This window comes from Pseudomonas guariconensis, assembly GCF_024127895.1.
GTDB classification, from domain to species: domain Bacteria; phylum Pseudomonadota; class Gammaproteobacteria; order Pseudomonadales; family Pseudomonadaceae; genus Aquipseudomonas; species Aquipseudomonas guariconensis_B.
Genome location: NZ_JAMYBK010000006.1, coordinates 158,933 through 183,007, shown reverse-complemented (window position 1 = coordinate 183,007; position 24,075 = coordinate 158,933). Strand labels below are relative to the sequence as shown.

The window sequence follows — 24,075 nt, the reverse complement described above, 5'->3', positions numbered from 1 at the left end:
CGATCGTGAAAACAGCCGTAGCCCCGCTCCCCGCCGAACCTGAACCCGCCACGCCCGCGCTGGACGACACCTGGATCGAGAAAGGCACCCCGGCCTTCATGAAGACCGTGTTGGCCCTGTTCAGCGGCGGTTTCGCCACCTTCGCCCTGCTCTACTGCGTGCAGCCGATGATGCCGCTGTTGTCGCAGGAATTCGCCATCAATGCGGCGCAGAGCAGCCTGGTGCTATCGGTGTCCACCGCCACGCTGGCCTTCGGCCTGCTGGTCACCGGGCCGATCTCCGACCGTATCGGGCGCAAGCCGGTGATGGTCTGCGCCCTGCTCTGCGCCGCCCTGGCGACCCTGGCCAGCGCGGTGATGCCGACCTGGGAAGGGGTGCTGGCGACCCGCGCGCTGGTGGGGCTGGCCCTGAGCGGCCTGGCGGCGGTGGCGATGACCTACCTGAGCGAAGAGATCCACCCGCAACACATCGGCCTGGCCATGGGGCTGTACATCGGCGGCAATGCCATCGGCGGCATGAGCGGGCGGTTGATCACCGGCGTGTTGATCGACTTCGTCAGCTGGCACACGGCGATGCTGACCATCGGCGGCCTGGCCCTGGTGGCGGCGCTGGTGTTCTGGAAGGTGCTGCCCGAGTCACGCAACTTCCGCCCCCAGGCGCTGAACCCGCGCAGCCTGCTGGATGGCTTCGTCGTGCACCTGCGCGATGCCGGCCTGCCCTGGCTGTTCCTCGAGGCGTTCTTGCTGATGGGGGCCTTCGTCACCCTGTTCAACTACATCGGCTATCGCCTGCTCGCCGAGCCTTACCACATGAACCAGGCGCTGGTCGGCCTGCTTTCGGTGGTCTACCTGTCGGGTATCTACAGTTCCGCCCAGGTGGGCGCCCTGGCCGACCGGCTAGGCCGGCGCAAGGTCTTCTGGGCCAGTATCGTGGTGATGGCGGGTGGGCTGCTGATGACCCTGGCCAGCCCGCTGGCGATGGTGATCCTCGGCATGCTGGTGTTCACCTTCGGCTTCTTCGGCGCCCATTCGGTGGCCAGCAGCTGGATTGGCCGCCGGGCCTTGAAGGCCAAGGGGCAGGCATCTTCGCTGTACCTGTTCTGCTATTACGCCGGGTCGAGCGTTGCCGGGACGGCGGGCGGGGTGTTCTGGCACCAGGCCGGGTGGAACGGGATCGGGCTGTTCATCGGCAGCTTGCTGGCGGTGGCGCTACTGGTGGCGTTGCACCTGAGTCGCTTGCCGGCCAAGACGGCCTGAGCAAGGGGGCTGCTTCGCAGCCCATTCGCGGGCAAGCCCGCTCCCACAGGGCCCGCGTCGATCACAAATGATGTGATTCGCAAGGCCGTGTGGGAGCGGACTTGCCCACGAATGGGGCGCGAAGTGGCCCCTTTTGCGCGATCAGTTGACGATCTCGACGATATCCACATCCACCTCGCGGCTCATCAGATGCTTTTCCACCTCGCCCGTCAGCTTGACCTTGGTCTTCTCGTCGAACGGCGTCGACGGCAGGTCTTCGTCGTCGATCTCAACGGTGATGGTGCCGGTGCTGTCCTTGAACTCGTACTTGTCGTCGTTGTTGATCTTCTTGGTCACGAACCCCTGCAGCACCACCGGGGTGTCGTCAGCAGCATCGTTGGCGGCGGCAACGGTGGTCACCGGCTGGGCACCCGGGCCGGTGTAACCGGCGGCCAGGGCGGTGGTGCTCAGCAGCGGGGCGAGGATCAGGGCAAGGTAACGGGTTTTCATGGGAATCGGGTCCTGTTTCGGTTTCGATGGGACCAGATTAGCGATGATCACTGAATTGAAACTTAATGCGACAGCTCGGGGCCGCTGTGCGGCCCCGGCCCAAGTCATGCGTGATAGCGCGCCGACAACTCGTGCACGGCGTTGATGAACACGCCGGCGTGCTCCGGATCGACCTCTGGCGTGATGCCATGGCCTAGGTTGAATACATGGCCGCTGCCGTGGCCGTAGCTTTCCAGGATCCGCGCCACTTCCTTGCGGATCGCTTCGGGCCTGGCGTACAGCACGGTCGGGTCCATGTTGCCCTGCAGGGCGACCTTGTCGCCGACCCGGCGACGGGCATCGCCGATCTCGCAGGTCCAGTCCAGGCCCAAGGCATCGGCACCAGCTTCGGCGATGCTTTCCAGCCACAGGCCGCCGTTCTTGGTGAACAGGATCACCGGCACCTTGCGGCCTTCGTGCTCACGGATCAGGCCACTGACGATCTTGCGCATGTAGGCCAGGGAAAATGCTTGGTAGGCCGCCGCCGACAGGTTGCCACCCCAGGTGTCGAAGATCTGCACGGCCTGGGCACCGGCCTGGATCTGGCCGTTGAGGTAGCTGGTGACCGACTGGGCCAGCTTGTCCAGCAGCAGGTGCAGGGCCTCGGGGTTGTCGTAGAGCATCGCCTTGGTCTTGCGGAAGTCCTTGGAAGAACCGCCTTCGACCATGTAGGTGGCCAGGGTCCAGGGGCTGCCGGAGAAGCCGATCAGCGGCACGCGGCCATTCAGCTCGCGGCGGATGGTGCTGACCGCATCCATGACGTAGCCCAGGTCCTTCTGCGGATCAGGGATCGGCAGCGCCTCGATGTCGGCCGGCGTACTGATGACCTTCTTGAAGCGCGGGCCTTCGCCGGTTTCGAAGTACAGGCCCTGGCCCATGGCGTCGGGGATGGTGAGGATGTCCGAGAAGAGGATCGCCGCATCCAGCGGGTAGCGGTCCAGCGGCTGCAAGGTGACCTCGCAGGCGAACTGCGGGTTCATGCACAGGCTCATGAAGTCCCCGGCCTTGGCGCGGCTGGCGCGGTATTCCGGGAGGTAGCGGCCGGCCTGGCGCATCATCCAGACGGGGGTGACATCTACGGGTTGCTTGAGCAGTGCACGCAGGAAACGATCGTTCTTCAGGGCAGTCATGTCGGCATCCAGCAAAAAAGTGCGGGCATTTTCTCAGAGGCCAGCACAAAAGGCACGGCCAGGACCATGCGTTTTGTCTATTGGATGCCGTGGATCAAGCATTTTTGTATACAAGAGCACGGCCAATCTGGGTTGAACAATCCTAGGGGCCGCGTTGCGGCCCCTAGGATCGATCAGACTTCGAGGTAGTCCAGGATACCTTCAGCGGCGGTACGCCCTTCGAAGATCGCCGTCACCACCAGGTCCGACCCGCGCACCATGTCGCCACCGGCGAACACCTTCGGGTTGCTGGTCTGGTGCTTGAACTTGCCCTTCTCCGGCGCCACCACGCGGCCCTGGTTGTCGGTCTGGATGCCGAACTGCTCGAACCACGGCGCCGGGCTCGGGCGGAAGCCGAAGGCGATGACCACGGCATCGGCCGGCAGGATCTCCTCGGAGCCGGGGATCGGCTCGGGGCTGCGGCGGCCACGGGCGTCCGGCTCGCCCAGGCGGGTCTCGACCACCTTGACGCCTTCGACCTTGTCCTCGCCGACGATGGCGATGGGCTGGCGGTTGTAGAGGAACTTCACGCCCTCTTCCTTGGCGTTCTTCACCTCGCGGCGCGAGCCCGGCATGTTGGCCTCGTCACGGCGATAGGCGCAGGTGACCGACTTGGCGCCCTGGCGGATCGAGGTGCGGTTGCAGTCCATCGCGGTGTCGCCACCGCCGAGTACCACCACCTTCTTGCCCTGCATGTCGACGAAATCTTCCGGCGACTTCTCGAAGCCCAGGTTGCGGTTGACGTTGGCGATCAAGAAGTCCAGCGCGTCGTGCACGCCCGGCAGGTCCTCGCCCGGGAAACCGCCCTTCATGTAGGTGTAGGTACCCATGCCCATGAACACTGCATCGTACTCGGCGAGCAGTTGCTCCATGGTGACGTCCTTGCCCACCTCGGTGTTCAGGCGGAACTCGATGCCCATGCCGCCGAAGACTTCGCGGCGGTTGGCCAGCACGGTCTTCTCCAGCTTGAACTCGGGGATGCCGAAGGTCAGCAGGCCGCCGATCTCCGGGTTACGGTCGAACACCACCGGGGTCACCCCGGCGCGCACCAGCACGTCGGCACAGCCCAGGCCCGCCGGGCCCGCGCCGATGATCGCGACACGCTTGCCGGTTGGCTTGACCTTGGACATGTCCGGGCGCCAGCCCATGGCGAAGGCGGTGTCGGTGATGTACTTCTCCACCGAACCGATGGTCACCGCGCCGAAACCGTCGTTCAGGGTGCAGGCACCCTCGCACAGGCGGTCCTGCGGGCAGACCCGGCCACACACTTCCGGCAGGGTGTTGGTCTGGTGCGACAGCTCCGCCGCGGCCAGGATGTTGCCTTCGGAAACCAGCTTCAACCAGTTGGGGATGAAGTTGTGCACCGGGCACTTCCATTCGCAGTACGGGTTACCGCAGCCCAGGCAGCGGTGCGCCTGCTCCACGGACTGCTGCGGCTTGAAGGGTTCGTAGATCTCGACGAACTCCTTCTTGCGCTGGCGCAGCAGCTTCTTCTTCGGGTCCTTGCGCCCCACCTCGATGAACTGGAAGTCGTTGTTCAGACGTTCAGCCATTTTTCAAAACCTCTTAACAGCAGCCGCAAGCTACACGCTGCAAGCCGCAAGACGATCACTTAAGCCGGGCAAACCTCGTACTGCTTTTGCGTGCAGCGTGAGGCTTGCCACTTGCAGCTGTTGTTACTGCGGGTTGGCACGGGTGCTGGACAGCAGTTGCTTCAGGTTGGCCGCCTTCGGCTTGACCAGCCAGAAGCGCCGCACGTAGTCGTCCAGGTTCTCCGAGAGCTCACGCCCCCACTCGCTGCCGGTCTCTTCCACGTATTCGGCAAGGACCCGCGCCAGGTGGCTGCGGTAGGCCTCCATCGCTTCGCCACTGATACGCTGGATTTCCACCAGCTCGTGGTTGAGCTTGTCGACGAAGGTATTGTCCATGTCGAGCACGTAGGCAAAGCCGCCAGTCATGCCAGAACCGAAGTTGTAACCGGTCTTGCCCAGGACGCAGACAAAGCCGCCGGTCATGTATTCACAACAGTGATCGCCGGTGCCCTCGACCACAGCGTGGGCGCCGGAGTTACGCACAGCGAAGCGCTCGCCCGCGGTACCGGCAGCGAACAGCTTGCCGCCGGTGGCACCGTACAGGCAGGTGTTGCCGACGATGGCGCTGTGCTGGGTTTCGAACGGGCTGCCGGCAGGCGGCACGATGGTCAGCTTGCCGCCGGTCATGCCCTTGCCGACATAGTCGTTGGCGTCGCCTTCCAGGTGCAGGTTCAGGCCACCGGCGTTCCACACGCCGAAGCTCTGCCCCGCGGTGCCCTTGAAGCGGAAGGTGATCGGCGCCCCGGCCATGCCCTGGTTGCCGTGCAGGCGGGCGATCTCGCCGGAGATGCGCGCGCCGATGGAGCGGTCGCAGTTGCAGATGTCGAGCTCGAACTCGCCACCGGACAGGTCGCGGATCGCCGGCAGGGCCATCTCGACCATCTTCTCGGCCAGTTCGCCCTTGTCGAACGGCGGGTTCTTGTCGACTTCGCAGAACTGCGGCTTGTCGGCCGGGATGTGCGAGCTGCCCAACAGCGGCGACAGGTCCAGGTACTGCTGGCGCTCGGTGTCGCCCGGCAGCACTTCGAGCAGGTCGGTGCGGCCGATCAGCTCGCCGAGGCTGCGCACGCCCAGCTTGGCCAGCCACTCGCGGGTCTCTTCGGCGATGAAGGTGAAGAAGTTCACCACCATGTCGACGGTACCGATGTAGTGATCCTTGCGCAGCTTGTCGTTCTGGGTGGCCACGCCGGTGGCGCAGTTGTTCAGGTGGCAGATGCGCAGGTACTTGCAGCCCAGGGCGATCATCGGCGCGGTGCCGAAGCCGAAGCTTTCGGCGCCGAGGATCGCGGCCTTGATCACGTCCAGGCCGGTCTTCAGGCCGCCGTCGGTCTGTACCCGCACCTTGCCGCGCAGGTCGTTGCCGCGCAGGGTCTGGTGAGTCTCGGCCAGGCCCAGTTCCCAGGGCGCGCCGGCATACTTGATCGAGGTCAGCGGCGAAGCGCCGGTACCGCCGTCGTAGCCGGAAATGGTGATCAGGTCGGCATAGGCCTTGGCCACGCCAGCGGCGATGGTGCCGACGCCGGCCTCGGCCACCAGCTTGACCGACACCAGCGCCTGCGGGTTGACCTGCTTGAGGTCGTAGATCAGCTGGGCCAGGTCTTCGATCGAGTAGATGTCATGGTGCGGCGGTGGCGAGATCAGGGTCACGCCCGGCACCGCATAGCGCAGGCGAGCGATCAGGCCGTTGACCTTGCCGCCTGGCAGCTGGCCGCCCTCGCCAGGCTTGGCGCCCTGGGCCACCTTGATCTGCAGCACTTCGGCGTTGACCAGGTATTCCGGGGTGACGCCGAAGCGGCCGGTGGCCACCTGCTTGATCTTCGAGCTCTTGATGGTGCCGTAGCGCGCCGGGTCCTCGCCGCCCTCACCGGAGTTGGAGCGGGCACCCAGGCGGTTCATCGCCTCGGCCAGGGCCTCATGGGCTTCCGGCGACAGGGCGCCGAGGGAAATACCGGCGGAGTCGAAGCGCTTGAGGATGTCCTCCAGCGGCTCGACCTGCTCCAGCGCCAGCGGCTGCTCGGCCACCTTCACGTTCAACAGGTCGCGGATCATCGACACCGGACGCTGGTCGACCAGCGTGGTGTATTCCTTGAACTTGGCGTAGTCGCCCTTCTGCACGGCGGCCTGCAGGGTGTTGACCACGTCCGGATTGTAGGCGTGGTACTCGCCGCCGTGGACGAACTTGAGCAGGCCACCCTGCTGGATCGGCTTGCGCGCGCTCCAGGCTTCGGCGGCGAGCAGCTTCTGGTCGTTTTCCAGGTCGACGAAACGCGCGCCCTTGATGCGGCTGGACACACCCTTGAAACTGAGGTCGACCACTTCCTCGGCCAGGCCCACGGCTTCGAACAGCTGGGCGCCGCGGTAGGAGGCGATGGTCGAGATGCCCATCTTCGACAGGATCTTCAACAGGCCCTTGGAGATGCCCTTGCGGTAGTACTTGAACACTTCGTCCAGGTCGCCCAGCACCTCGCCGGTGCGGATCAGGTCGGCCAGCACTTCGTAGGACAGGTACGGGTAGACAGCCGAGGCACCGAAGCCCAGCAGCACGGCGAAGTGGTGCGGGTCGCGGGCGGTGGCGGTTTCCACCAGGATGTTGCTGTCGCAGCGCAGGCCCTGCTCGGTCAGGCGGTGGTGCACCGCACCGACGGCCAGGGAGGCATGCACCGGCAGCTTGCCCGGGGCGATGTAGCGGTCGCTCAGCACCAGCTGGGTCTTGCCGGCACGCACGGCCTCTTCGGCCTGGTCGGCGATGTTGCGGATGGCCGCTTCCAGGCCGACGCTCTCTTCATAGTTGAGGTCGATCAGCTGGCGCTCGAAGCCTTCGCGCTCCAGGTTCATCAGCGAGCGCCACTTGGCGGGCGAGATGACCGGCGAGCTGAGGATCACCCGCGAGGCGTGCTCGGGGGACTCCTGGAAGATGTTGCGCTCGGCGCCCAGGCAGATCTCCAGGGACATGACGATCGCTTCACGCAGCGGGTCGATCGGTGGGTTGGTCACCTGGGCGAACTGCTGGCGGAAGAAGTCGTACGGCGAACGCACGCGCTGGGACAGCACGGCCATCGGCGTGTCGTCGCCCATGGAGCCGACCGCTTCCTGGCCCTGCTCGCCAAGCGGACGCAGGACCTGGTCACGCTCTTCGAAGGTGACCTGGAACATTTTCATGTACTGCTTGAGCTGGTCGGCGTCGTAGCTGGCCACGCCCTGGTCGTCGCTCAGGGTCGCCTGGATGCGCAAGGCGTGCTGGCGCAGCCAGCGCTTGTAGGGGTGGCGCGACTTGAGACGGTTGTCGATGGCGTCGGTATCGAGGATCTGGCCGGTCTCGGTGTCCACGGCGAAGATCTGGCCCGGGCCGACACGGCCCTTGGCCAGGACGTCCTCGGGCTTGTAGTCCCACACACCGATTTCCGAGGCCAGGGTGATGTAGCCATTGCGGGTGGTGACCCAGCGTGCCGGGCGCAGGCCGTTGCGGTCGAGCAGGCAGACTGCGTGGCGGCCTTCGGTCATGACGATGCCGGCCGGGCCGTCCCAGGGCTCCATGTGCATGGAGTTGTATTCGTAGAACGCACGCAGGTCGGCGTCCATGGTCTCGACGTTCTGCCAGGCCGGCGGCACCAGCATGCGCACGCCCCGGAACAGGTCGATACCGCCGGTGACCATCAGCTCGAGCATGTTGTCCATGCTCGAAGAGTCGGAGCCGACGCGGTTGACCAGTGGGCCGAGTGCCTCGAGGTCGGGAATCAGGTCATTGGCGAACTTGGTGCGACGGGCCATGGCCCAGTTGCGGTTGCCGGTGATGGTGTTGATCTCGCCGTTGTGGGCGAGGAAGCGGAACGGCTGCGCCAGCGGCCACTTCGGCAGGGTGTTGGTGGAGAAGCGCTGGTGGAACACGCAGATCGCGGTCTTCAGGCGCTCGTCACCCAGGTCGGGATAGAAGGCGGCGAGGTCCGCCGGCATCATCAGGCCTTTGTAGATGATGGTCTTGTGCGAGAAGCTGCAGATGTAGTGGTCGGCGTCGTGGGCGTTGGCCACGGACGAACGACGACGGGCACTGAACAGCTTGATGGCGAACTCCTGGTCGCTCAGGCCTTCGCCACCGATGAACACCTGTTCGATCTGCGGCAGGCGCTCCAGGGCCAGGCGGCCGAGCACGCGAGTGTCGATCGGCACCTTGCGCCAGCCAACCAGCTTCAGGCCGGCCGCGAGAATCTCACGGTCCATGTTGGCGCGGGCCGCTTCGGCCTTCACCGGGTCCTGGTTGAAGAACACCATGCCGACGGCGTACTGCCCGGGCAGTTCGGTGGCGAAATGTTCCTGGGCAACGGCACGCAGGAACTGGTCGGGCTTCTGCATGAGCAGGCCGCAACCGTCGCCGGTCTTGCCGTCGGCGTTGATCCCGCCGCGGTGGGTCATGCAGGTCAGCGCCTGCATGGCGGTTTGCAGAAGATGGTGGCTCGCCTCGCCCGTCATATGGGCAATCAGTCCGAAACCACAGTTGTCCTTGAATTCTTCGGGATGGTACAGACCTGTTTTCATAGACACTTTCTCACCAGGTTCGCCTCTCAACCAAGGCAAATCTCTTTTTAGTACAACCACTTACCATCCACGCCGATCGAATGCCAGCTTTTTGCGGTGGGCAATGGGAAACCATTGTTGCACAGCGACAGCGAAGCTCACAAATTTTCAAGACGCTTCATTGAAAATTCATGTCGCATTTTTGAATGTTTTTGCGCCATGCGCCGTGATAGCGGCTTGGCTCGAGTCTGAAGCGTTTCAGCCCTGACTGCAAGTGAGGCTTGTGGCCGGCAGTTCGGGACAGAAAAGCCTGCCGCGCGAGAGCACAGCAGGCTAGACGAAGTTCAGGAGTCGCTCAGCAACTGGGCGGCGGGGTGATGCCGCCCGGCAGGTATCAGCGGGCCGCGGCGAGCTCTTGTTGGACGCTGCCGACGGTTCGAGGCCAAGGTTTACCAGCCTGGACCTTGGCTGGCAAGTTCTTGATTGCCGCAACCGCTGCATCGCGGTTGGCGAAATTGCCATAGGTGACCACGTAGAGTGGCTTGCCCTGCAGGGTTTTGCGGAAGTAGCGATAGTCGCCACCCTGGGCCTTGACGAAGGCCTGGGCCGACGCTTCGGAGCTGGTACCGAGGATCTGTACCACGTAGTTGCCCGGTTTCTGGCCAGCGTACCAGCTACTGTTACCGACACCACCGGCGGCCGGCTTGGCGCTGGCGACCTGGGTCGGTGCCGGGGCCGGCTTGGCAGGCGCAACCGGCTTGGCCGGCTGGGTGGCGACAGGCTTCTGCGCAGGTGCAACCGCGACCGGCTGGGTGGGCGCGCTGGTGGTCGGCAGTGCCTGGGTCGGCGCCGGGCCGGCCGGTACGCCCTGAGGCGGCGCGGTGGTGGTCACGGTCGGCGGGTTGCCAGGCTGCAATGCGGTGTTGCCGGCCGGGCCGCCTTCTTCGCCATCCCCCATGCCTGCCGCCTGGGCCAGCGGCTCGCGCATCACCGGTTGCGACTGGCCGACCAGCGGCAACGGCGTGGGCTGGGAGGAGCCGGAGAATTCGATCGCCGGGCCGCCATTGCCGGGCTGGCCCTCTCCCAGCGGCAACTGGGCCTGGGCCACAGGTTCCTCGGCAGGTGCCTTGTCTCCCTTCTTGGGCATCAGCACCGCGGCGGCCACGGCGACCACGACGACAGCAGACAGCGCGAGCACGTGTTTCTTAGGCATATTGAACCCCATGGATGGTCGCTTGGCCGTACTGCGGCTGGCGATCATGGCTTCGATCAAGGTATCGCGGGCAACCTGGTTGATGGTGCCAGGCCAGCCGTCGGAGTTTTCATGGATATCGACGATCTGTTCGCGGGTGAACACCTCGATGCCCCGGCCCGCGCCTTCCAGGCGCTGCTCCAGGTATTCGCGGGTCTCTTCTTCACTGTAGGGGGCAAGCTCGATGACGTGGAAACGCTCCCCACCGACATCGAGCCCCTCCAACCCAGCGATCAGTGACGGCTCGCCGAACAGGAACACGTGCGGACGCCCTTCCGGGACACCTGCCGCCAGTTCCAGCAAGGCTTGGAGTGCCGAGTCGTCGAGTTGTTCCGCATCGTCCACCAGCAGATAGACTTCCTGGCCGGTCAGCGCCAGTTGCACCACCTGGGCGAGGATCGCCTGGACCTCGGCATGGGCCACGTCGAGCGCCTGAGCTACCTGGCCGAGCACGCTGGCAGCATCGCCCGCGCCACGGGCGGACACCACCACGCTCTGCACCGACTGTTTGTTGGTGCTGGCCACCAGGGCCTGGCGCAGCAGGGTCTTGCCACTGCCCAGGGGGCCGGTGACCACCAGCATCAGCTGGCTGTAGCGCGCCAGGTGATGCAACTGGCCCAGCACCGGCTTGCGTTGGGCGGGGAAGAACTTGAAACCGGGCACGCGCGGTGCGAACGGGTCATGGTTCAACTGGTAGTGGTCGAGAAACGCCTCATCGGCATGCAAACTGGTCATCGCGCTGTCACAACCTCAAAGCTGGGCCACGATCGCGCGGTAATCCGCCGCCAACGTGGCCTGAAGGATCTCTTTCGGATAGTCGTCGGTGACCACGGCTTCCCCCAACTGGCGCAGCAGCACCAGGCGCAGGCGACCGTCGAGCACCTTCTTGTCGACCGCCATGTGCTCCATGAAATGCGCCGGGGTCATTTCCTGTGGTGGCACCACCGGCAAGCCTGCCGCCTGCAGCAGGCGAATTCCGCGATCGCGCGCCGGCTGGTCGATCCAGCCCAGGCGCATGGACATCTCCAGGGCCATGACGGTACCTGCCGCCACGGCCTCGCCATGCAGCCAGACGCCGTAGCCCATGTGGGTCTCGATGGCATGGCCGAAGGTATGGCCAAGGTTCAGGGTCGCACGCACCCCCGACTCCCGCTCGTCGGCACCGACCACCGCGGCCTTGGCCGCGCAGGAGCGGCGGATGGCCTCGGTCAGGGCGGCGGACTCCAGGCGGCGCAGGGCCTCCATATTCTCTTCGAGCCAGCTGAGGAAAGGCTTGTCGCAGATCAGGCCATACTTGATGACTTCCGCCAGGCCCGCCGACAGCTCGCGCTCGGGCAGGGTCTTGAGGCTGGTGGTGTCGATCAGGACCGCGTTGGGCTGGTAGAAGGCCCCGACCATGTTCTTGCCGAGCGGGTGGTTGATGCCGGTCTTGCCGCCGACCGAGGAGTCCACCTGGGACAACAGGGTGGTCGGCACCTGGATGAAATCCACGCCGCGCTGGTAGCAGGCTGCGGCGAAGCCGGCCATATCGCCGATCACACCGCCGCCCAAGGCCACCACGGTGGTGCGGCGGTCGTGCCGTGCGCTGAGCAGGGCGTCGAAGATCAGTTGCAGGGTTTCCCAGTTCTTGTAGGCCTCGCCGTCGGGCAGCACCACCGGCAGCACCGAATAGGCGCCCAGCGTGCGGCTCAGGCGCTCGAGATACAGGGGCGCGACGGTTTCGTTGGAGACGATGGCAACCTGCCGCCCAGCAATGTGCGGCGCCAGCAGTTCGGGCTGGTCCAGCAGGCCTTCGCCAATGTAGATCGGGTAGCTACGTTCGCCCAGGTCGACCTTTAGTGTCTGCATGTATCCCCACAATGTACTAGGGCGCGGCATCGCCCAGGCGACCCGCGCGGTCACGTTGAAACCCGCCTCGGCGTTGGTCGCCGAGAATAGTCCCGGCTTACCGGGGCGGCAACTTCTGCAGGCGCTCGAGGATGTCGAGCACCACCATGCGCGGTGGCCGTTCGTCGGTTTCCACCACCAGGTCGGCGATCTCCCGGTAAAGCGGGTCGCGTGTCTCCAGCAGGGTACGCAGGGTCGCCTCCGGGTTGGCGGTACGCAGCAGCGGCCGGTTACGGTCACGGGCGGTGCGCCCCACCTGCTGCTCCACCGAGGCGTGCAGGTAGATGACCCGGCCGCCTTCACGCAATGCCTTGCGGTTGGCCTCGCGCATCACGGCGCCACCGCCGGTCGCCAGGACCACGCCGTCGAGCGCACTGAGCTCGGCGATCATCGCCTGCTCGCGGTCACGAAAGCCCGGCTCGCCTTCCTTGTCGAAGATCCACGGGATGTTGGCGCCGGTTCGCAGCTCGATTTCCTTGTCGGAATCCTTGAACAGCAGGCGCAGCTCTTTGGCCAACAGGCGCCCGATGGTGCTCTTACCAGCGCCCATGGGCCCCACAAGTATCAAATTTCGCACAGAATCAACGACTCACAGCAATCGCCTGGTCACTCATGATACGCGGAGTCAGGAAGACCAGCAGCTCGGATTTTTTCTCTTGTAATGCATCGCGTCGAAACAGCCGTCCAACATACGGCAGATCGCCCAAAAATGGCACCTTGTCGACCACATTGTTTTGCGTGGTCGAGTACACCCCGCCGATCACGATCGTTTCACCATCGGTCACCCGGACCTTGGCATTGACCTCGTTCTTGCGGATCGGCGGCACGTCGTTCAGTGCATTGACGTAGTCAGGCTCGTCCTTGGTCACCCGCACGGTCATGATGACCTTGCCGTCCGGGGTGATCTGCGGGGTCACCTCCAGCGACAGCGATGCCTCGCGAAACGAAACGGAGGTGGCGCCGCTCTTGCTGGTTTCCTGGTAGGGCACCTCGGTGCCCTTGAGGATCCGCGCGGTTTCCTTGTCCGCCGTCACCACCTTGGGCTGGGAGATGATTTCGCCGTTGCCGCTCTTTTCCATGGCGCTGAGTTCGAGGTCCAGCAACGTGCCACCACGTAGCAGGCCCAGGCCAATGGCCGAGGTCGCCCGTTCCACGCCCAGGTCGACGAACAGGTCGCTGCCCAGGCGGGCGTTCTCGCCCTTGAGCGGGGCTCCCCAGCGTACGCCCAGGCTTTTCTCGTAGTCGACATTGGCTTCGACGATGCGAGCCTCGATCAGGACTTGGCGCACCGGCACGTCCAGTTGAGCCACCAGCTGTCGCAGTTCGGCGAGGCGGTCGGCGGGCTGGTGAACGACCAAGGTGTTGGTGCGGGCATCGACGCTCAGGCTGCCGCGCCCGGTGAGGATGCCATCGTCGGCGAGCGTGGCCAGCAGCAGCTCGGCCAGCTCCGAGGCCTTGGCATGATGGATGGGCAACAACTCCCGGCGCATGGGCTGCAGTTGCGCATCCAGCGCCTGGCCAAGGCGGGCCTCCCGGGAGTGCTCCGCCAGTTCGGCTGCCGGTGCCACCAGCAGCACGTTGCCCTCTTCGCGCCGGGCCAGCCCCTTGCTGCGCAGTACCAGGTCCAGGGCCTGGTCCCAGGGCACATCCTCGAGGCGCAGGGTGATGTTGCCCTGTACCGCATCGCTGGCAACCAGGTTGATGCCTGCGTAGTCGGCCAGCACCTGCAGCACCGAACGCACTTCCACATCCTGGAAATTCAACGACAGGGGTTCACCCCGGTAGATCGTCGCCGATGCCACCTGAATCGGCAGCATCACTGCCATTGCCCACGTCGACAGCCGTTTCACGCTCATCCCTGACCTCTTTGCCCACAGGCTTGCTCAATGCTAGGTAGGTCGACCGCTCGTGCCACGCCCCGCCGAGGAACAGGCGCTCGCGCACTTCGACCTGCTGCCGGTCGACCCGTACCACGACGCCGTCGCCCCGCCCCAACCGGTCGCCGGGCGCCACCCGGTAAAGCCGCCCGGCTGACCACAGCAAGGCCTGGTGCTGGCCAGCCCGCGACAGGCTGCCGACCATCTCCAGCTGCGCCAGCGGTATCCTCGCCAGGCCGCCCGAGGCCATGCGCGATGACCAAGGCAGGAACAGGTCTGCCTGCGCGCCCTGCACGGCTGGGCGGGCCGGCTCGTCCGCCAGCGATGCCGGCGGCGGCAATACCTGGCCTGGATGGTAGGCATTCACGTCCAGGTCCAGGCGCAGCAACCCCGACGGCTCATCCACCCTGGCAAGCCGCAGGCCTGATACACGCAGCAGGCGCACCTGGCCCAGCCACTCCTCCAGCCAGGCACGCAAGGCCGCATAGTTCCCTACCACCTGGTGCTTCAAAGGCACCTGCCGATAGCCGGCCTGCGCGACTTCATCCAGCACTTCGAGCTGCTCGAAGATCAGCCCATGGGCATGCCCGGAGCTCGCCAGCTCATCGAGCAGGTCGCTCATGCCGACACCCGCCGAAAGGCGCCAGCGGGCCTCCCGCAACTGGTGTTCGGCATCGGCCAGCGCCACCTCCGCGGATGCCAGCTCGCGAGCCTGGAGCGCCCGCTCCTGCCACATGCCATCCAGTTCGTGTGCCCGTGCCTGGCCAAGCCGGTAGGCCTGATCCGAGCCCTGCAAGCGGACCAACCAACCCAAGGCGATCACCAGCAGCGAAACCGCAACCAGGGTCGCCCCCATGGCCACCCGGGACGTTCCGATAGCTTCCAGCCAGCCACGCGCCGATGCCACGATCATGACCAGGACGCCAACAGACGCGCCACCAACTGGAACTCATCGCCTTGCGGTAAATGGCGCAGTTGCTTCAGCTCCAGGCCCTGCAACACAGGCGCACGCTCCAGGTCGCGCATGAGCTGGGCCAGCACCGCGGGAGACGCTGCCACGCCAACGACCTGCAAGCGACCACCCTGCAGCGTCAGTTCAGTCAGGTGCAAGCCGCCGGGCATTGCCCGCTCGAACTCCGCGAACATCGCCACGACCAGCCCCTGGCCTGCCCGCAGCTCGGCCAAGGCCGCATACTGCGCCTGTATGTCGTCACGCGCCTCCTGCAGGGCTGCGATTCGCTGCAACTGCGTCTCCAGGCTTTCCACGGCCGTCTGTCGACCAGCATTGGCCAGTGCCTGCTGCTGCAAGCGCTGGCGGGCCAGATGATCGAGCAGCATCACACCACAGAAGGCGAGCAGCAGGCTGACCACCAGTGCGAGCTGGAATCGCCGCACCGCCGCGCGACGTTGCCGCTCCCGCCAGGGCAAAAGATTCAGACGTACCATCAGTGCGCCCCTCCCAACGCCAGGCCACACGCCAGCGCCATGGGCGAGAAGTCACGCAATAGCGCCTGGGTAGCGGCCTCGTCAGTTCCCGCTGCCAGGTCGATGCAGGGCACCAAGGGTTCGCAGGGGATGCCCAGGCGCACCTTCAGCGCCTCGGCCCAGCCCTCATCCGCAGGAGCGCTTGCCGCAATCCAAAGGTGCTCGACCCCGATCGTAGGCAGGTTATGGTGCAGCAGTTGGCCAATGCCCTCGAGCCTTCGCTCCCACGAGTCCGAACGCGCGAACCGCAGCGCCAGCCGTTGCGGCAAGCCGCCCTGCGGCCAGGCATGCAGGGTCGCACTGTCTGCCTCGAGCCGCAGCAACCCCGTCGACGCGCTGCTGGCCGAGGGCAACAGGCGCCCTAGGGCGATGCTGTCGACTTCCGCCGCCTCGGCGTGCAAGCCCGCATCCTCGAGCAACTGCTCCAGCGGTTCGAGCAGGCCTTGACGGCACGCGCCCACCAGCACGTCCACATGGCCAGGCTGCCCCGACGCAGGCCCCAGGATCTGGAAATCCAGGGCCAGGTCCTGTAGTGGAAAGGGAAACAGGCGGTCGGCATCCGTGAGCAACTGCGCCTCCATCTCCCCCGCGGACAAGGTCGCCGACAAGTGGCAGACCTTGCAGATCACCTCCGAGCCTGGCAACGCGATGGCCGCCCGGCACTGTCGGCTGCCGCTGCGCAAGCGCGCCCGGCGCAATGCATCCACCACGGGTTGCGGGTCCTGGGAGGCGTCACCGCGCCAGGGCGTGTCGAAGGGCTCCAGGGCCCAAGCGGCCACAACCCGACGCCCACGACGCCGGTGCAATTGAAGGATTCGTACGGAGTCGGAGGCAATTTCTACCCCCAGCAGTGAACCGGCATCCCTGCCGAAGCGTCCAAGCATGGCTATTTCCTGAGAAATCGTAGCGATATCGCGCCGTCGGATCCGGCCGCCAGGGCCGGCCGGTCGCCCCGGCGAGGCTAAAAATGCTTATAATGGCCAGCGTTTTTTCCCTGTCCGCCGGACCCGCGTGCAATCCACTCCCAACCTGGACACCCAAAAGCCTTGATACGCCTGCTGAAGTTCTTCTGGTGGTCTTTCGTCGCAGTCATCTGTGCGCTCGTACTCGGTGTGAGCGGTGCGTTTCTGTATCTTAGCCCCAGCCTGCCCTCGGTCGAGTCCCTTAGAAGCATCCAGTTGCAGATCCCCCTGAGGGTGTACAGCAGCGACGGCAAGCTGATCGCCGAGTTCGGCGAAATGCGGCGTTCGCCGATCCGTTTCGCGGATATTCCCCCGCAGTTCATCCAGGCACTTCTGTCAGCCGAGGACGACAATTTCCTCAATCACTACGGGGTCGACCCGAGCAGCCTGATGCGTGCCGCGACCCAGCTGGTGAAGTCCGGCCATATCCAGACCGGCGGCAGCACCATCACAATGCAGGTGGCTAAGAACTTCTTCCTCACCAGCGAGCGCAGCTTCTCGCGCAAGACCAACGAGATCCTCCTGGCCTTGCAGATCGAGCGCGAACTGACCAAGGACGAGATCCTCGAGCTGTACGTCAACAAGATCTACCTGGGCAACCGCGCCTACGGCATCGAGGCCGCCGCACAGGTGTACTACGGCAAGTCGATCCGGGACGTGAGCCTGGCCCAGATGGCCATGATCGCCGGCCTGCCCAAGGCGCCATCGCGCTTCAACCCGCTGGCCAACCCGGTGCGTGCCAAGGAGCGACGCGACTGGATCCTCGGCCGAATGTACAAGCTCGGCAAGATCGACGAAGCCAGCTACCAGGCAGCCCTGGCCGAGCCCCTGAACGCCAGCTACCACGTGCCGACACCGGAAGTGAACGCCCCCTACATCGCCGAGATGGCCCGTGCCGAAATGGTCGGGCGCTATGGCAGCGACGCCTACACCGAAGGTTTCCGCGTCACCACCACGGTGCCGAGCGACATGCAGGAGATGGCCAACAGGGCCGTACTCGATGGCCTGTCCGACTACGACGAGCGCCACGGCTACCGGGGCCCCGAGTCGCGCTTCCCGGGCAAGACCCGCGCCGCCTGGCTGCAGGAGCTGGCCAAGCAGCGCACGCTTGGCGGCCTGGAGCCGGCCATCGTCACCCAGGTCGACAAGGCCGGCCTGAAGGTGCTGACCCGCAACGGCGAGGAACAGGACGTGGCCTGGGAAACCATGAAGTGGGCCCGCCCCTTCCTCAACAGCAATGCCCAGGGGCGCTCGCCGCAATCGCCCGCGGACGTGGCCCAGATCGGCGACCTGATCCGCGTGCAGCGCCTGGACGACGGCACGCTCAAGTTCAGCCAGGTACCTGGTGCGCAGAGCGCGCTGGTCACCCTGGACCCGTACAGCGGCGCCATTCGCGCCCTGGTGGGTGGTTTCTCGTTCGAGCAGAGCAACTACAACCGTGCGATGCAGGCCAAGCGCCAGCCAGGCTCGAGCTTCAAGCCATTCGTCTACAGCGCCGCGCTGGACAATGGCTACACCGCCGCCAGCCTGGTCAACGATGCGCCGATCGTGTTCGTCGACGAGTACCTGGACAAGGTCTGGCGCCCGAAGAACGACACCAATACCTTCCTCGGCCCGATCCGCATGCGCGAGGCGCTGTACAAGTCGCGCAACCTGGTGTCGATCCGCCTGCTGCAAGCCATGGGCGTGGACCGCACCATCGACTACATCGCCAAGTTCGGCTTCAACAAGCAGGACCTGCCCCGCAACCTATCGCTGGCCCTGGGCACCGCGACGCTGACGCCGATGGAGATCGCTACCGGCTGGAGCGCCTTCGCCAATGGCGGCTACAAGATCAATCCGTACCTGATCGAGCGCATCGAGAGCCGCAACGGCGAGACCCTGTTCACCGCCAACCCGGCACGGGTACCGCAGGCCAACGAGGACCAGGCCGGCCTCGCCGCGCCGGAGCAGCCGATCAGCACCGAGGCATTGCCCGGCGAGGCACCGTCGGCCCTTGGCCAGGTGGCGCCGCCACCCCAGCTGCCGGCGGTGGCCGAGCGCATCATCGACGGGCGCACCAGCTACATCCTCACCAGCATGCTCCAGGACGTGATCAAGCGCGGCACCGGCCGCCGCGCCCTGGCCCTGGGCCGCAGCGACCTGGCGGGCAAGACCGGCACCACCAACGAGTCCAAGGATGCCTGGTTCTCCGGGTACAACGCCGACTACGTCACCACCGTATGGGTCGGTTTCGACCAACCGGAAACCTTGGGTCGCCGCGAGTACGGCGGCACCGCTGCGCTGCCGATCTGGATGAACTTCATGGGCGCCGCGCTCAAGGACAAGCCAGAACATGCCCCGGCCGAGCCGGAAGGCATCCTCAGCCTGCGGGTCGACCCGATCAGCGGCCGGGCGGCTACGCCGAGCACACCGAATGCCTACTTCGAACTGTTCAAGGCCGAGGACTCGCCGCCTTCGATGGACGAACTGGGCAATGGCGTCGTACCCGGCAGCCCACTGCCAGCCGACGAGACGGCGCCTATGGATCTCTTCTGAGCTACACGCTGCAAGCTGTCTTGCGCTGAGCCAGATGCCGAGCAAGGTATCGAAGCCTGCGCAACACCTCTTGCAGATCGAAGCTCGAAGCAAAAAAAACCGGCTCATATGAGCCGGTTCTTTTTTGCGTGCCGTTAGCCGTTGAAGACTTCGTCCACGCTCTGCAGCGGGTAGTGCTGCGGATACGGCAGGGTCGCCACGCCAGACTCGATGGCCGCCTTGGCCACGGCGTCGGAAACGACGGTGATCAGGCGTGGGTCCATCGGCTTCGGAATGATGTACTCACGGCCGAACTCCAGCGCCTGCACGCCATAGGCGTCGCAGACTTCCTTCGGTACCGGCAGCTTGGCCAGGTCCTTCAGGGCGATGGCGGCAGCGATCTTCATCTCTTCGTTGATGCGCTTGGCACGTACGTCCAGGGCGCCACGGAAGATGAACGGGAAGCCCAGCACGTTGTTGACCTGGTTCGGGTAGTCGGAACGACCGGTGGCCATGATCACGTCGCTGCGGGTCTCGTGGGCCAGCTCCGGCTTGATTTCCGGGTCCGGGTTCGAGCAAGCGAACACGATCGGGTTCGGCGCCATGGACTTCAGGCCTTCGGGGCTCAGCAGGTTCGGGCCGGACAGGCCGACGAACACGTCCGCACCTTCCAGGGCATCGGCCAGGGTGCGCTTGTCGGTGGCGTGAGCGAACTGCGCCTTGTACTGGTTCAGGTCGTCGCGACCAGCGTGGATCACGCCGCTGCGGTCGATCATGAAGATGTTCTCGACCTTGGCGCCCATGCTCACCAGCAGCTTCATGCAGGAGATGGCGGCAGCACCGGCACCCAGGCAGACGATCTTGGCGTCTTCGAGCTTCTTGCCGGCGATTTCCAGGGCGTTGATCATGCCGGCCGCGGTAACGATCGCGGTGCCGTGCTGGTCATCGTGGAACACGGGAATGTCGCACTGCTCGATCAGGGTACGCTCGATCTCGAAGCACTCCGGCGCCTTGATGTCTTCAAGGTTGATGCCGCCGAAGGTGATGGAGATGCGCTTGACGGTATCGATGAAGGCCTGTGGGCTTTCCGAGTCGACTTCGATGTCGAACACATCGATGCCGGCGAAACGCTTGAACAGAACGCCCTTGCCTTCCATGACCGGCTTGGAGGCCAGCGGGCCGAGGTCGCCCAGGCCCAGGATGGCGGTGCCATCGGAAATCACGGCGACCAGGTTGCCCTTGCCGGTGTATTGGTAGGCCAGTTCCGGATCACGGCCGATCTCGCGCACCGGTTCGGCGACGCCCGGGCTGTAGGCCAGGGCCAGGTCGCGGGCGGTTGCGGTGGGTTTGGTGAGCTCGACGCTCAGTTTCCCCGGACGAGGCTGAGCGTGGTATTCGAGAGCGGCGGTTTTCAGGTCTGACATGGTGGGCATTCCGCTATTTACTGTTCTGACGGACCGCCGAGGATACGCAAAGAGCCGGGGGGCCACAAGACTGCCCGGTCACTTCTGTCAAGGCCTTCAGCCTACGACTTTACGCTATAACCCGCGGGGCATACGGCCTCAGTGTGTACAATTCATCAGCGTAATGTCTACAATTTTTTAGCCTGAAATGCGCTCCAACATGCTCGGATCGGTCAATGGCAATACCCAGCGTCGCTGCCCCGGCTTCAACCCGCCCTTGCGGGAGCGATCCACGACCCAGCCGCGCGCCTCGACCTGGCGTCCCTTGAGGTTATCGAAGAAGCCTGAGGGGAAGTTGCGTTGTAGACGAGCGGGAACCTGGAGCACCACGGCATCGTCCAGCTCCAGCCAGATCCCGCCACGATTGCGCTCGATACCGCGGATCTTGCCGCCGATGACGGCAAACCCTGATTGGCGCACGTCGCTGGCGCGGATGACCGGCGACTGCCGCCAGAGCCCCGCCCGCACGGTGCGGGCAGCCTGTTCGGCCTGCTGCTGGCAGCCGGCGAGCTTGACGTTGGGAGCGACCGCAACCCGGTAGCCCAGCCCTTCGCTGAGCAGCCGTGCCTCGAAATTGTCGCCATCGCGCCCATAGATGTGCGCCAGGGTGCGCCCGTACTTGTCTTTCGCTTCGACACCCGGCAGCAGCCCGACACGGCCGTCGCTGGCCTTGACCAGCGCCTGCAGGCGGCGCCGTGCAGCCTCGGCATAGGGTTCGCTGGTACGGCCCTTGCGGCCGATCTCGGGCGCATTGATGCCGATCAGGCGTACGCTGCGCCCGTCGCTCAGGCGCAGGGTGTCGCCATCCACCACCTGGCGCACCGCTACCTGCTGTACCTTGTCGGGCAGTGGGCAGAAGGCCAGCGCCGGAACATGCCAGATCGCGCCCATGAAAAAGGCGCCCACGAGGGGCGCCTTTTTCCACAGCAGCGCGAAACCCGAAGGATTCGCCATGCGCATGATTACTTCTTGGTACCGAACATACCGAAGCGATCGGCGAACTTCTGTACGCGACCACCGGTGTCCAGGACCTTCTGCTTGCCAGTGTAGAACGGGTGGCACTGGGAGCAGACGTCGATCGCCAGCGGCTTGGCCAGGGTCGAACGGGTCTCGAACTTGTTACCGCAGCTGCAGGTGACCGCAACTACTTCGTAATTCGGGTGAATTTCTGGTTTCATCGTCACTTCCTCGAGCTGCGTGCCGCCACCCAACACCAATTGTTGAATACCGCACGGAAATAGGCGGCGAATAATACCAGAGCATTGCGCCAACGCAAGTTGTCGCGAGCACCGACCGTCGTCTGCTAGTCTCGCGTGATTTCCGAAATACCCTCCAGAGACCTTCCGCGTGTCCGACGTCATCCTGCGCCTTGCCCTGCCCTCGCCCCTGCGTCGCCTGTTCGACTACCGGGCGCCGGCGAGCATGGCCCGCCAGGCACTCACGCCAGGCATGCGCATCCGCGTGCCGTTCGGCCGCCGCGAAATGATCGGCGTACTGGTGGAAGTCTGCGACAAGAGCGAGGTGCCGGCCGATAAGCTCAAGCCGGCCACGGCCCTGCTCGACCCGGTCTCGCCACTGCCACCGGCACTGTTCAAGCTGTGCCTGTGGACCGCCCAGTACTACCAGCACAGCCTCGGCGACACCCTGAACTGGGCACTGCCGACCCTGCTGCGCCAGGGAGAGCCGGCGCAGATGCGCCAGGAGCGCTTCTGGCATGTCGCCCCCGGTGCCCGCCTGGAAGACCCGCGCATCGCCCGTGCGCCACGCCAACGCGATGCCCTCAAGACCCTGTCCCAGCACCCCCATGGCGTGGCCCACAGCCTGCTGGGCAAGCTCGGCCTGAACAAGGACAGCCTCGACCTGCTGCTGGCCAAGGAGCTGGTCCAGGTGGAAGTACGCCGCTACCTGCCGCTTTCCCGCCACGAACATTGGCTGGCCCAGCCGGAACTGCCGCTGAACGACGAACAGCAAGCCGCGTTCGACGCCGTGCGCTCGGGCTTCGGCAGTTTCCACGCCTTCCTCCTGGCCGGGGTGACGGGCAGTGGCAAGACCGAGGTCTACCTGCAATTGATCCGCGAGGCCCTCGAAGCAGGCAAGCAGGCGCTGATCCTGATCCCCGAGATCAATCTCGGGCCGCAGACCCTGGCGCGCTTCGAGCAGCGCTTCAACGCCCGCATCGCCCTGCTGCACTCGGCAGTGGGCGACCGCGAGCGCCTCGATGCCTGGCTGGCGGCCCGCGATGGCGAGGCCGACATCATCATCGGCACGCGCTCGGCGCTGTTCACGCCGATGAAGCATCCGGGGCTGATCATCATCGACGAAGAACATGACGGCTCCTATAAACAGCAGGAAGGCCTGCGTTACCATGCTCGCGACCTGGCCGTGGTGCGCGCCCACCAGGAGAACATCCCCATCCTCCTCGGCTCCGCCACGCCCTCGCTGGAGAGCCTGCACAATGCCCACAGCGGCCGCTATGGCCTGCTGCGCATGACCCAACGCGCCGGCGGCGCACAACCGCCACGGCTGCTGCGCCTGGACGTGCGCAGCCGACCGCTGGACAGCGGCATCAGCGGCCCGCTGCAACAGGCCATCGGCCAGACCCTGGCGGCGGGCCAGCAGGTGCTGGTGTTCCTCAACCGCCGCGGCTTCGCCCCGACCCTGCTGTGCCATGACTGCGGCTGGCTCAGCGAGTGCCCGCGCTGCGATGCGCGGATGACCGTGCACCAGCGTTCCGGCGTGCTGCGCTGCCATCATTGCGGCCATGACGAGCGCCTGCCACAGCAGTGCCCGCAATGCGCCCATGTGGACTTGCGCCCGGTAGGTGCGGGGACCGAGCGTGCAGAGGAGCGCCTGAAGGTCCTCTTCCCGGACTACCCGGTGCTGCGCGTCGACCGCGACAGCACCGCGCGCAAGGACGCCATGCACAACCTGTTCACCACCATCCAGCGCGGGCAACCGAGCATCCTGGTCGGCACCCAGATGCTCGCCAAGGGGCATCATTTCCCCCGGGTGACGCTGGTCGCCATTCTCGATGCCGATGGCGGCCTGTTCTCCGGCGACTTCCGCGCCAGCGAGCGCATGGCCCAGTTGATCGTCCAGGTGGCTGGCCGCGCCGGGCGCGCCGAAGACCCCGGCAAAGTGATCATCCAGACCCACCTGGCCGAACACCCGCTGTTGGTGCAACTGACAGAACAAGGCTACTTCGCCTTCGCCGAGCAGGCCCTGAGCGAGCGCCGCGCCGCCGGCCTGCCCCCCTTCGCCCACCTCGCCCTGCTGCGCGCCGAGGCGCACAAGCCGGGCCAGGCCGAGGGTTTCCTCGACGAGGCCTGCAGCGCCGCCGAACGCTTGCTGGCCGAACAGGGCCTGCAGGGCATCGAGCTGCTCGGCCCGGTCCCCGCGCCCATGGAGCGCCGCGCCGGGCGCTTCCGGGCACAGTTGCTGTTGCAGGCCAATGCCCGGGGAGCATTGCATCGGCTGATCAGCGCCTGGTTGCTGGCATTGGAGCAGATGCCGTCGGGACGCCAGGTGCGCTGGTCGCTGGATGTGGACCCGGTGGATCTTTATTGAGCGGCAAGCTG

The 24,075-nt window shown here is 65.4% G+C and carries 17 protein-coding genes; 3 read left to right on the top strand and 14 right to left on the bottom strand.

Features of this window, described 5'->3' with window-relative positions:
* Positions 1 to 98: 98 nt before the first annotated feature.
* Positions 99 to 1,256: an MFS transporter gene (locus NJF35_RS10020; RefSeq protein WP_253079874.1), complete on the top strand. Its 1,158-nt coding sequence runs from the start codon at positions 99 to 101 to the stop codon at positions 1,254 to 1,256.
* 141 nt (positions 1,257 to 1,397) lie between these two features.
* On the opposite strand, the gene NJF35_RS10015 is transcribed toward NJF35_RS10020, so the two are convergent.
* From NJF35_RS10015 to pilM, 11 genes are all read right to left on the bottom strand, one after another.
* Positions 1,398 to 1,745, bottom strand: a complete 348-nt coding sequence (locus NJF35_RS10015; RefSeq protein ID WP_225787527.1) for a YgiW/YdeI family stress tolerance OB fold protein — start codon at positions 1,743 to 1,745, stop codon at positions 1,398 to 1,400.
* A gap of 104 nt (positions 1,746 to 1,849) precedes the next feature.
* Positions 1,850 to 2,914 (bottom strand): uroporphyrinogen decarboxylase, encoded by a 1,065-nt coding sequence (hemE, locus tag NJF35_RS10010; protein ID WP_225787528.1) that lies wholly within the window; start codon positions 2,912 to 2,914, stop codon positions 1,850 to 1,852.
* Positions 2,915 to 3,087: 173 nt separating this feature from the next.
* On the bottom strand, positions 3,088 to 4,506 hold the full coding sequence (locus NJF35_RS10005) for an FAD-dependent oxidoreductase (protein ID WP_225787529.1): 1,419 nt from the start codon (positions 4,504 to 4,506) through the stop codon (positions 3,088 to 3,090).
* Positions 4,507 to 4,629: 123 nt separating this feature from the next.
* Positions 4,630 to 9,075 (bottom strand): glutamate synthase large subunit, encoded by a 4,446-nt coding sequence (gltB, locus tag NJF35_RS10000; protein ID WP_225787530.1) that lies wholly within the window; start codon positions 9,073 to 9,075, stop codon positions 4,630 to 4,632.
* 373 nt (positions 9,076 to 9,448) lie between these two features.
* Positions 9,449 to 11,041 carry an SPOR domain-containing protein gene (locus NJF35_RS09995; protein WP_253079864.1) on the bottom strand — a complete coding sequence of 531 codons (1,593 nt, stop codon included), beginning with the start codon at positions 11,039 to 11,041 and terminating at the stop codon, positions 9,449 to 9,451.
* A 15-nt stretch (positions 11,042 to 11,056) separates the two neighbouring features.
* The gene (gene aroB, locus NJF35_RS09990) at positions 11,057 to 12,154 is read right to left on the bottom strand and encodes a 3-dehydroquinate synthase (RefSeq protein WP_225787532.1); all 1,098 of its coding nucleotides are present in this window, start codon (positions 12,152 to 12,154) and stop codon (positions 11,057 to 11,059) included.
* A gap of 97 nt (positions 12,155 to 12,251) precedes the next feature.
* A complete protein-coding gene (gene aroK, locus NJF35_RS09985) occupies positions 12,252 to 12,770 on the bottom strand; it encodes a shikimate kinase AroK (protein ID WP_225787533.1) in 519 nt (172 codons plus the stop codon).
* Between the two features lie 4 nt (positions 12,771 to 12,774).
* Positions 12,775 to 14,019: a type IV pilus secretin PilQ gene (locus NJF35_RS09980; RefSeq protein WP_253079873.1), complete on the bottom strand. Its 1,245-nt coding sequence runs from the start codon at positions 14,017 to 14,019 to the stop codon at positions 12,775 to 12,777.
* Positions 13,967 to 14,983, bottom strand: coding sequence for a pilus assembly protein PilP (locus NJF35_RS09975; protein ID WP_253090986.1), 1,017 nt, complete (start codon positions 14,981 to 14,983; stop codon positions 13,967 to 13,969). The genes NJF35_RS09980 and NJF35_RS09975 overlap by 53 nt, the downstream gene beginning before the upstream one ends.
* Positions 14,980 to 15,516, bottom strand: coding sequence for a PilN domain-containing protein (locus NJF35_RS09970; protein WP_225787536.1), 537 nt, complete (start codon positions 15,514 to 15,516; stop codon positions 14,980 to 14,982). Before NJF35_RS09970 ends, NJF35_RS09975 begins: the two co-directional genes overlap by 4 nt.
* On the bottom strand, positions 15,516 to 16,439 hold the full coding sequence (pilM, locus tag NJF35_RS09965; RefSeq protein WP_225787537.1) for a type IV pilus biogenesis protein PilM: 924 nt from the start codon (positions 16,437 to 16,439) through the stop codon (positions 15,516 to 15,518). The genes NJF35_RS09970 and pilM overlap by 1 nt, the downstream gene beginning before the upstream one ends.
* Before the next feature lie 165 nt (positions 16,440 to 16,604).
* On the opposite strand from pilM, the gene NJF35_RS09960 reads away from it, so the two are divergent.
* Positions 16,605 to 19,055 carry a penicillin-binding protein 1A gene (locus tag NJF35_RS09960; protein WP_410896974.1) on the top strand — a complete coding sequence of 817 codons (2,451 nt, stop codon included), beginning with the start codon at positions 16,605 to 16,607 and terminating at the stop codon, positions 19,053 to 19,055.
* Positions 19,056 to 19,189: 134 nt separating this feature from the next.
* On the opposite strand, the gene NJF35_RS09955 is transcribed toward NJF35_RS09960, so the two are convergent.
* The 3 genes from NJF35_RS09955 to rpmE form a co-directional block, all read right to left on the bottom strand.
* Positions 19,190 to 20,458, bottom strand: coding sequence for a malic enzyme-like NAD(P)-binding protein (locus NJF35_RS09955; RefSeq protein ID WP_225787539.1), 1,269 nt, complete (start codon positions 20,456 to 20,458; stop codon positions 19,190 to 19,192).
* Positions 20,459 to 20,635: 177 nt separating this feature from the next.
* Positions 20,636 to 21,457, bottom strand: coding sequence for a thermonuclease family protein (locus NJF35_RS09950; protein ID WP_225787540.1), 822 nt, complete (start codon positions 21,455 to 21,457; stop codon positions 20,636 to 20,638).
* 2 nt (positions 21,458 to 21,459) lie between these two features.
* Complete coding sequence (rpmE, locus tag NJF35_RS09945) at positions 21,460 to 21,675, bottom strand: 50S ribosomal protein L31 (protein ID WP_225787541.1); 216 nt, start codon at positions 21,673 to 21,675, stop codon at positions 21,460 to 21,462.
* 169 nt (positions 21,676 to 21,844) lie between these two features.
* On the opposite strand from rpmE, the gene NJF35_RS09940 reads away from it, so the two are divergent.
* Positions 21,845 to 24,064, top strand: a complete 2,220-nt coding sequence (locus tag NJF35_RS09940) for a primosomal protein N' (RefSeq protein ID WP_253090985.1) — start codon at positions 21,845 to 21,847, stop codon at positions 24,062 to 24,064.
* Positions 24,065 to 24,075: the final 11 nt, after the last annotated feature.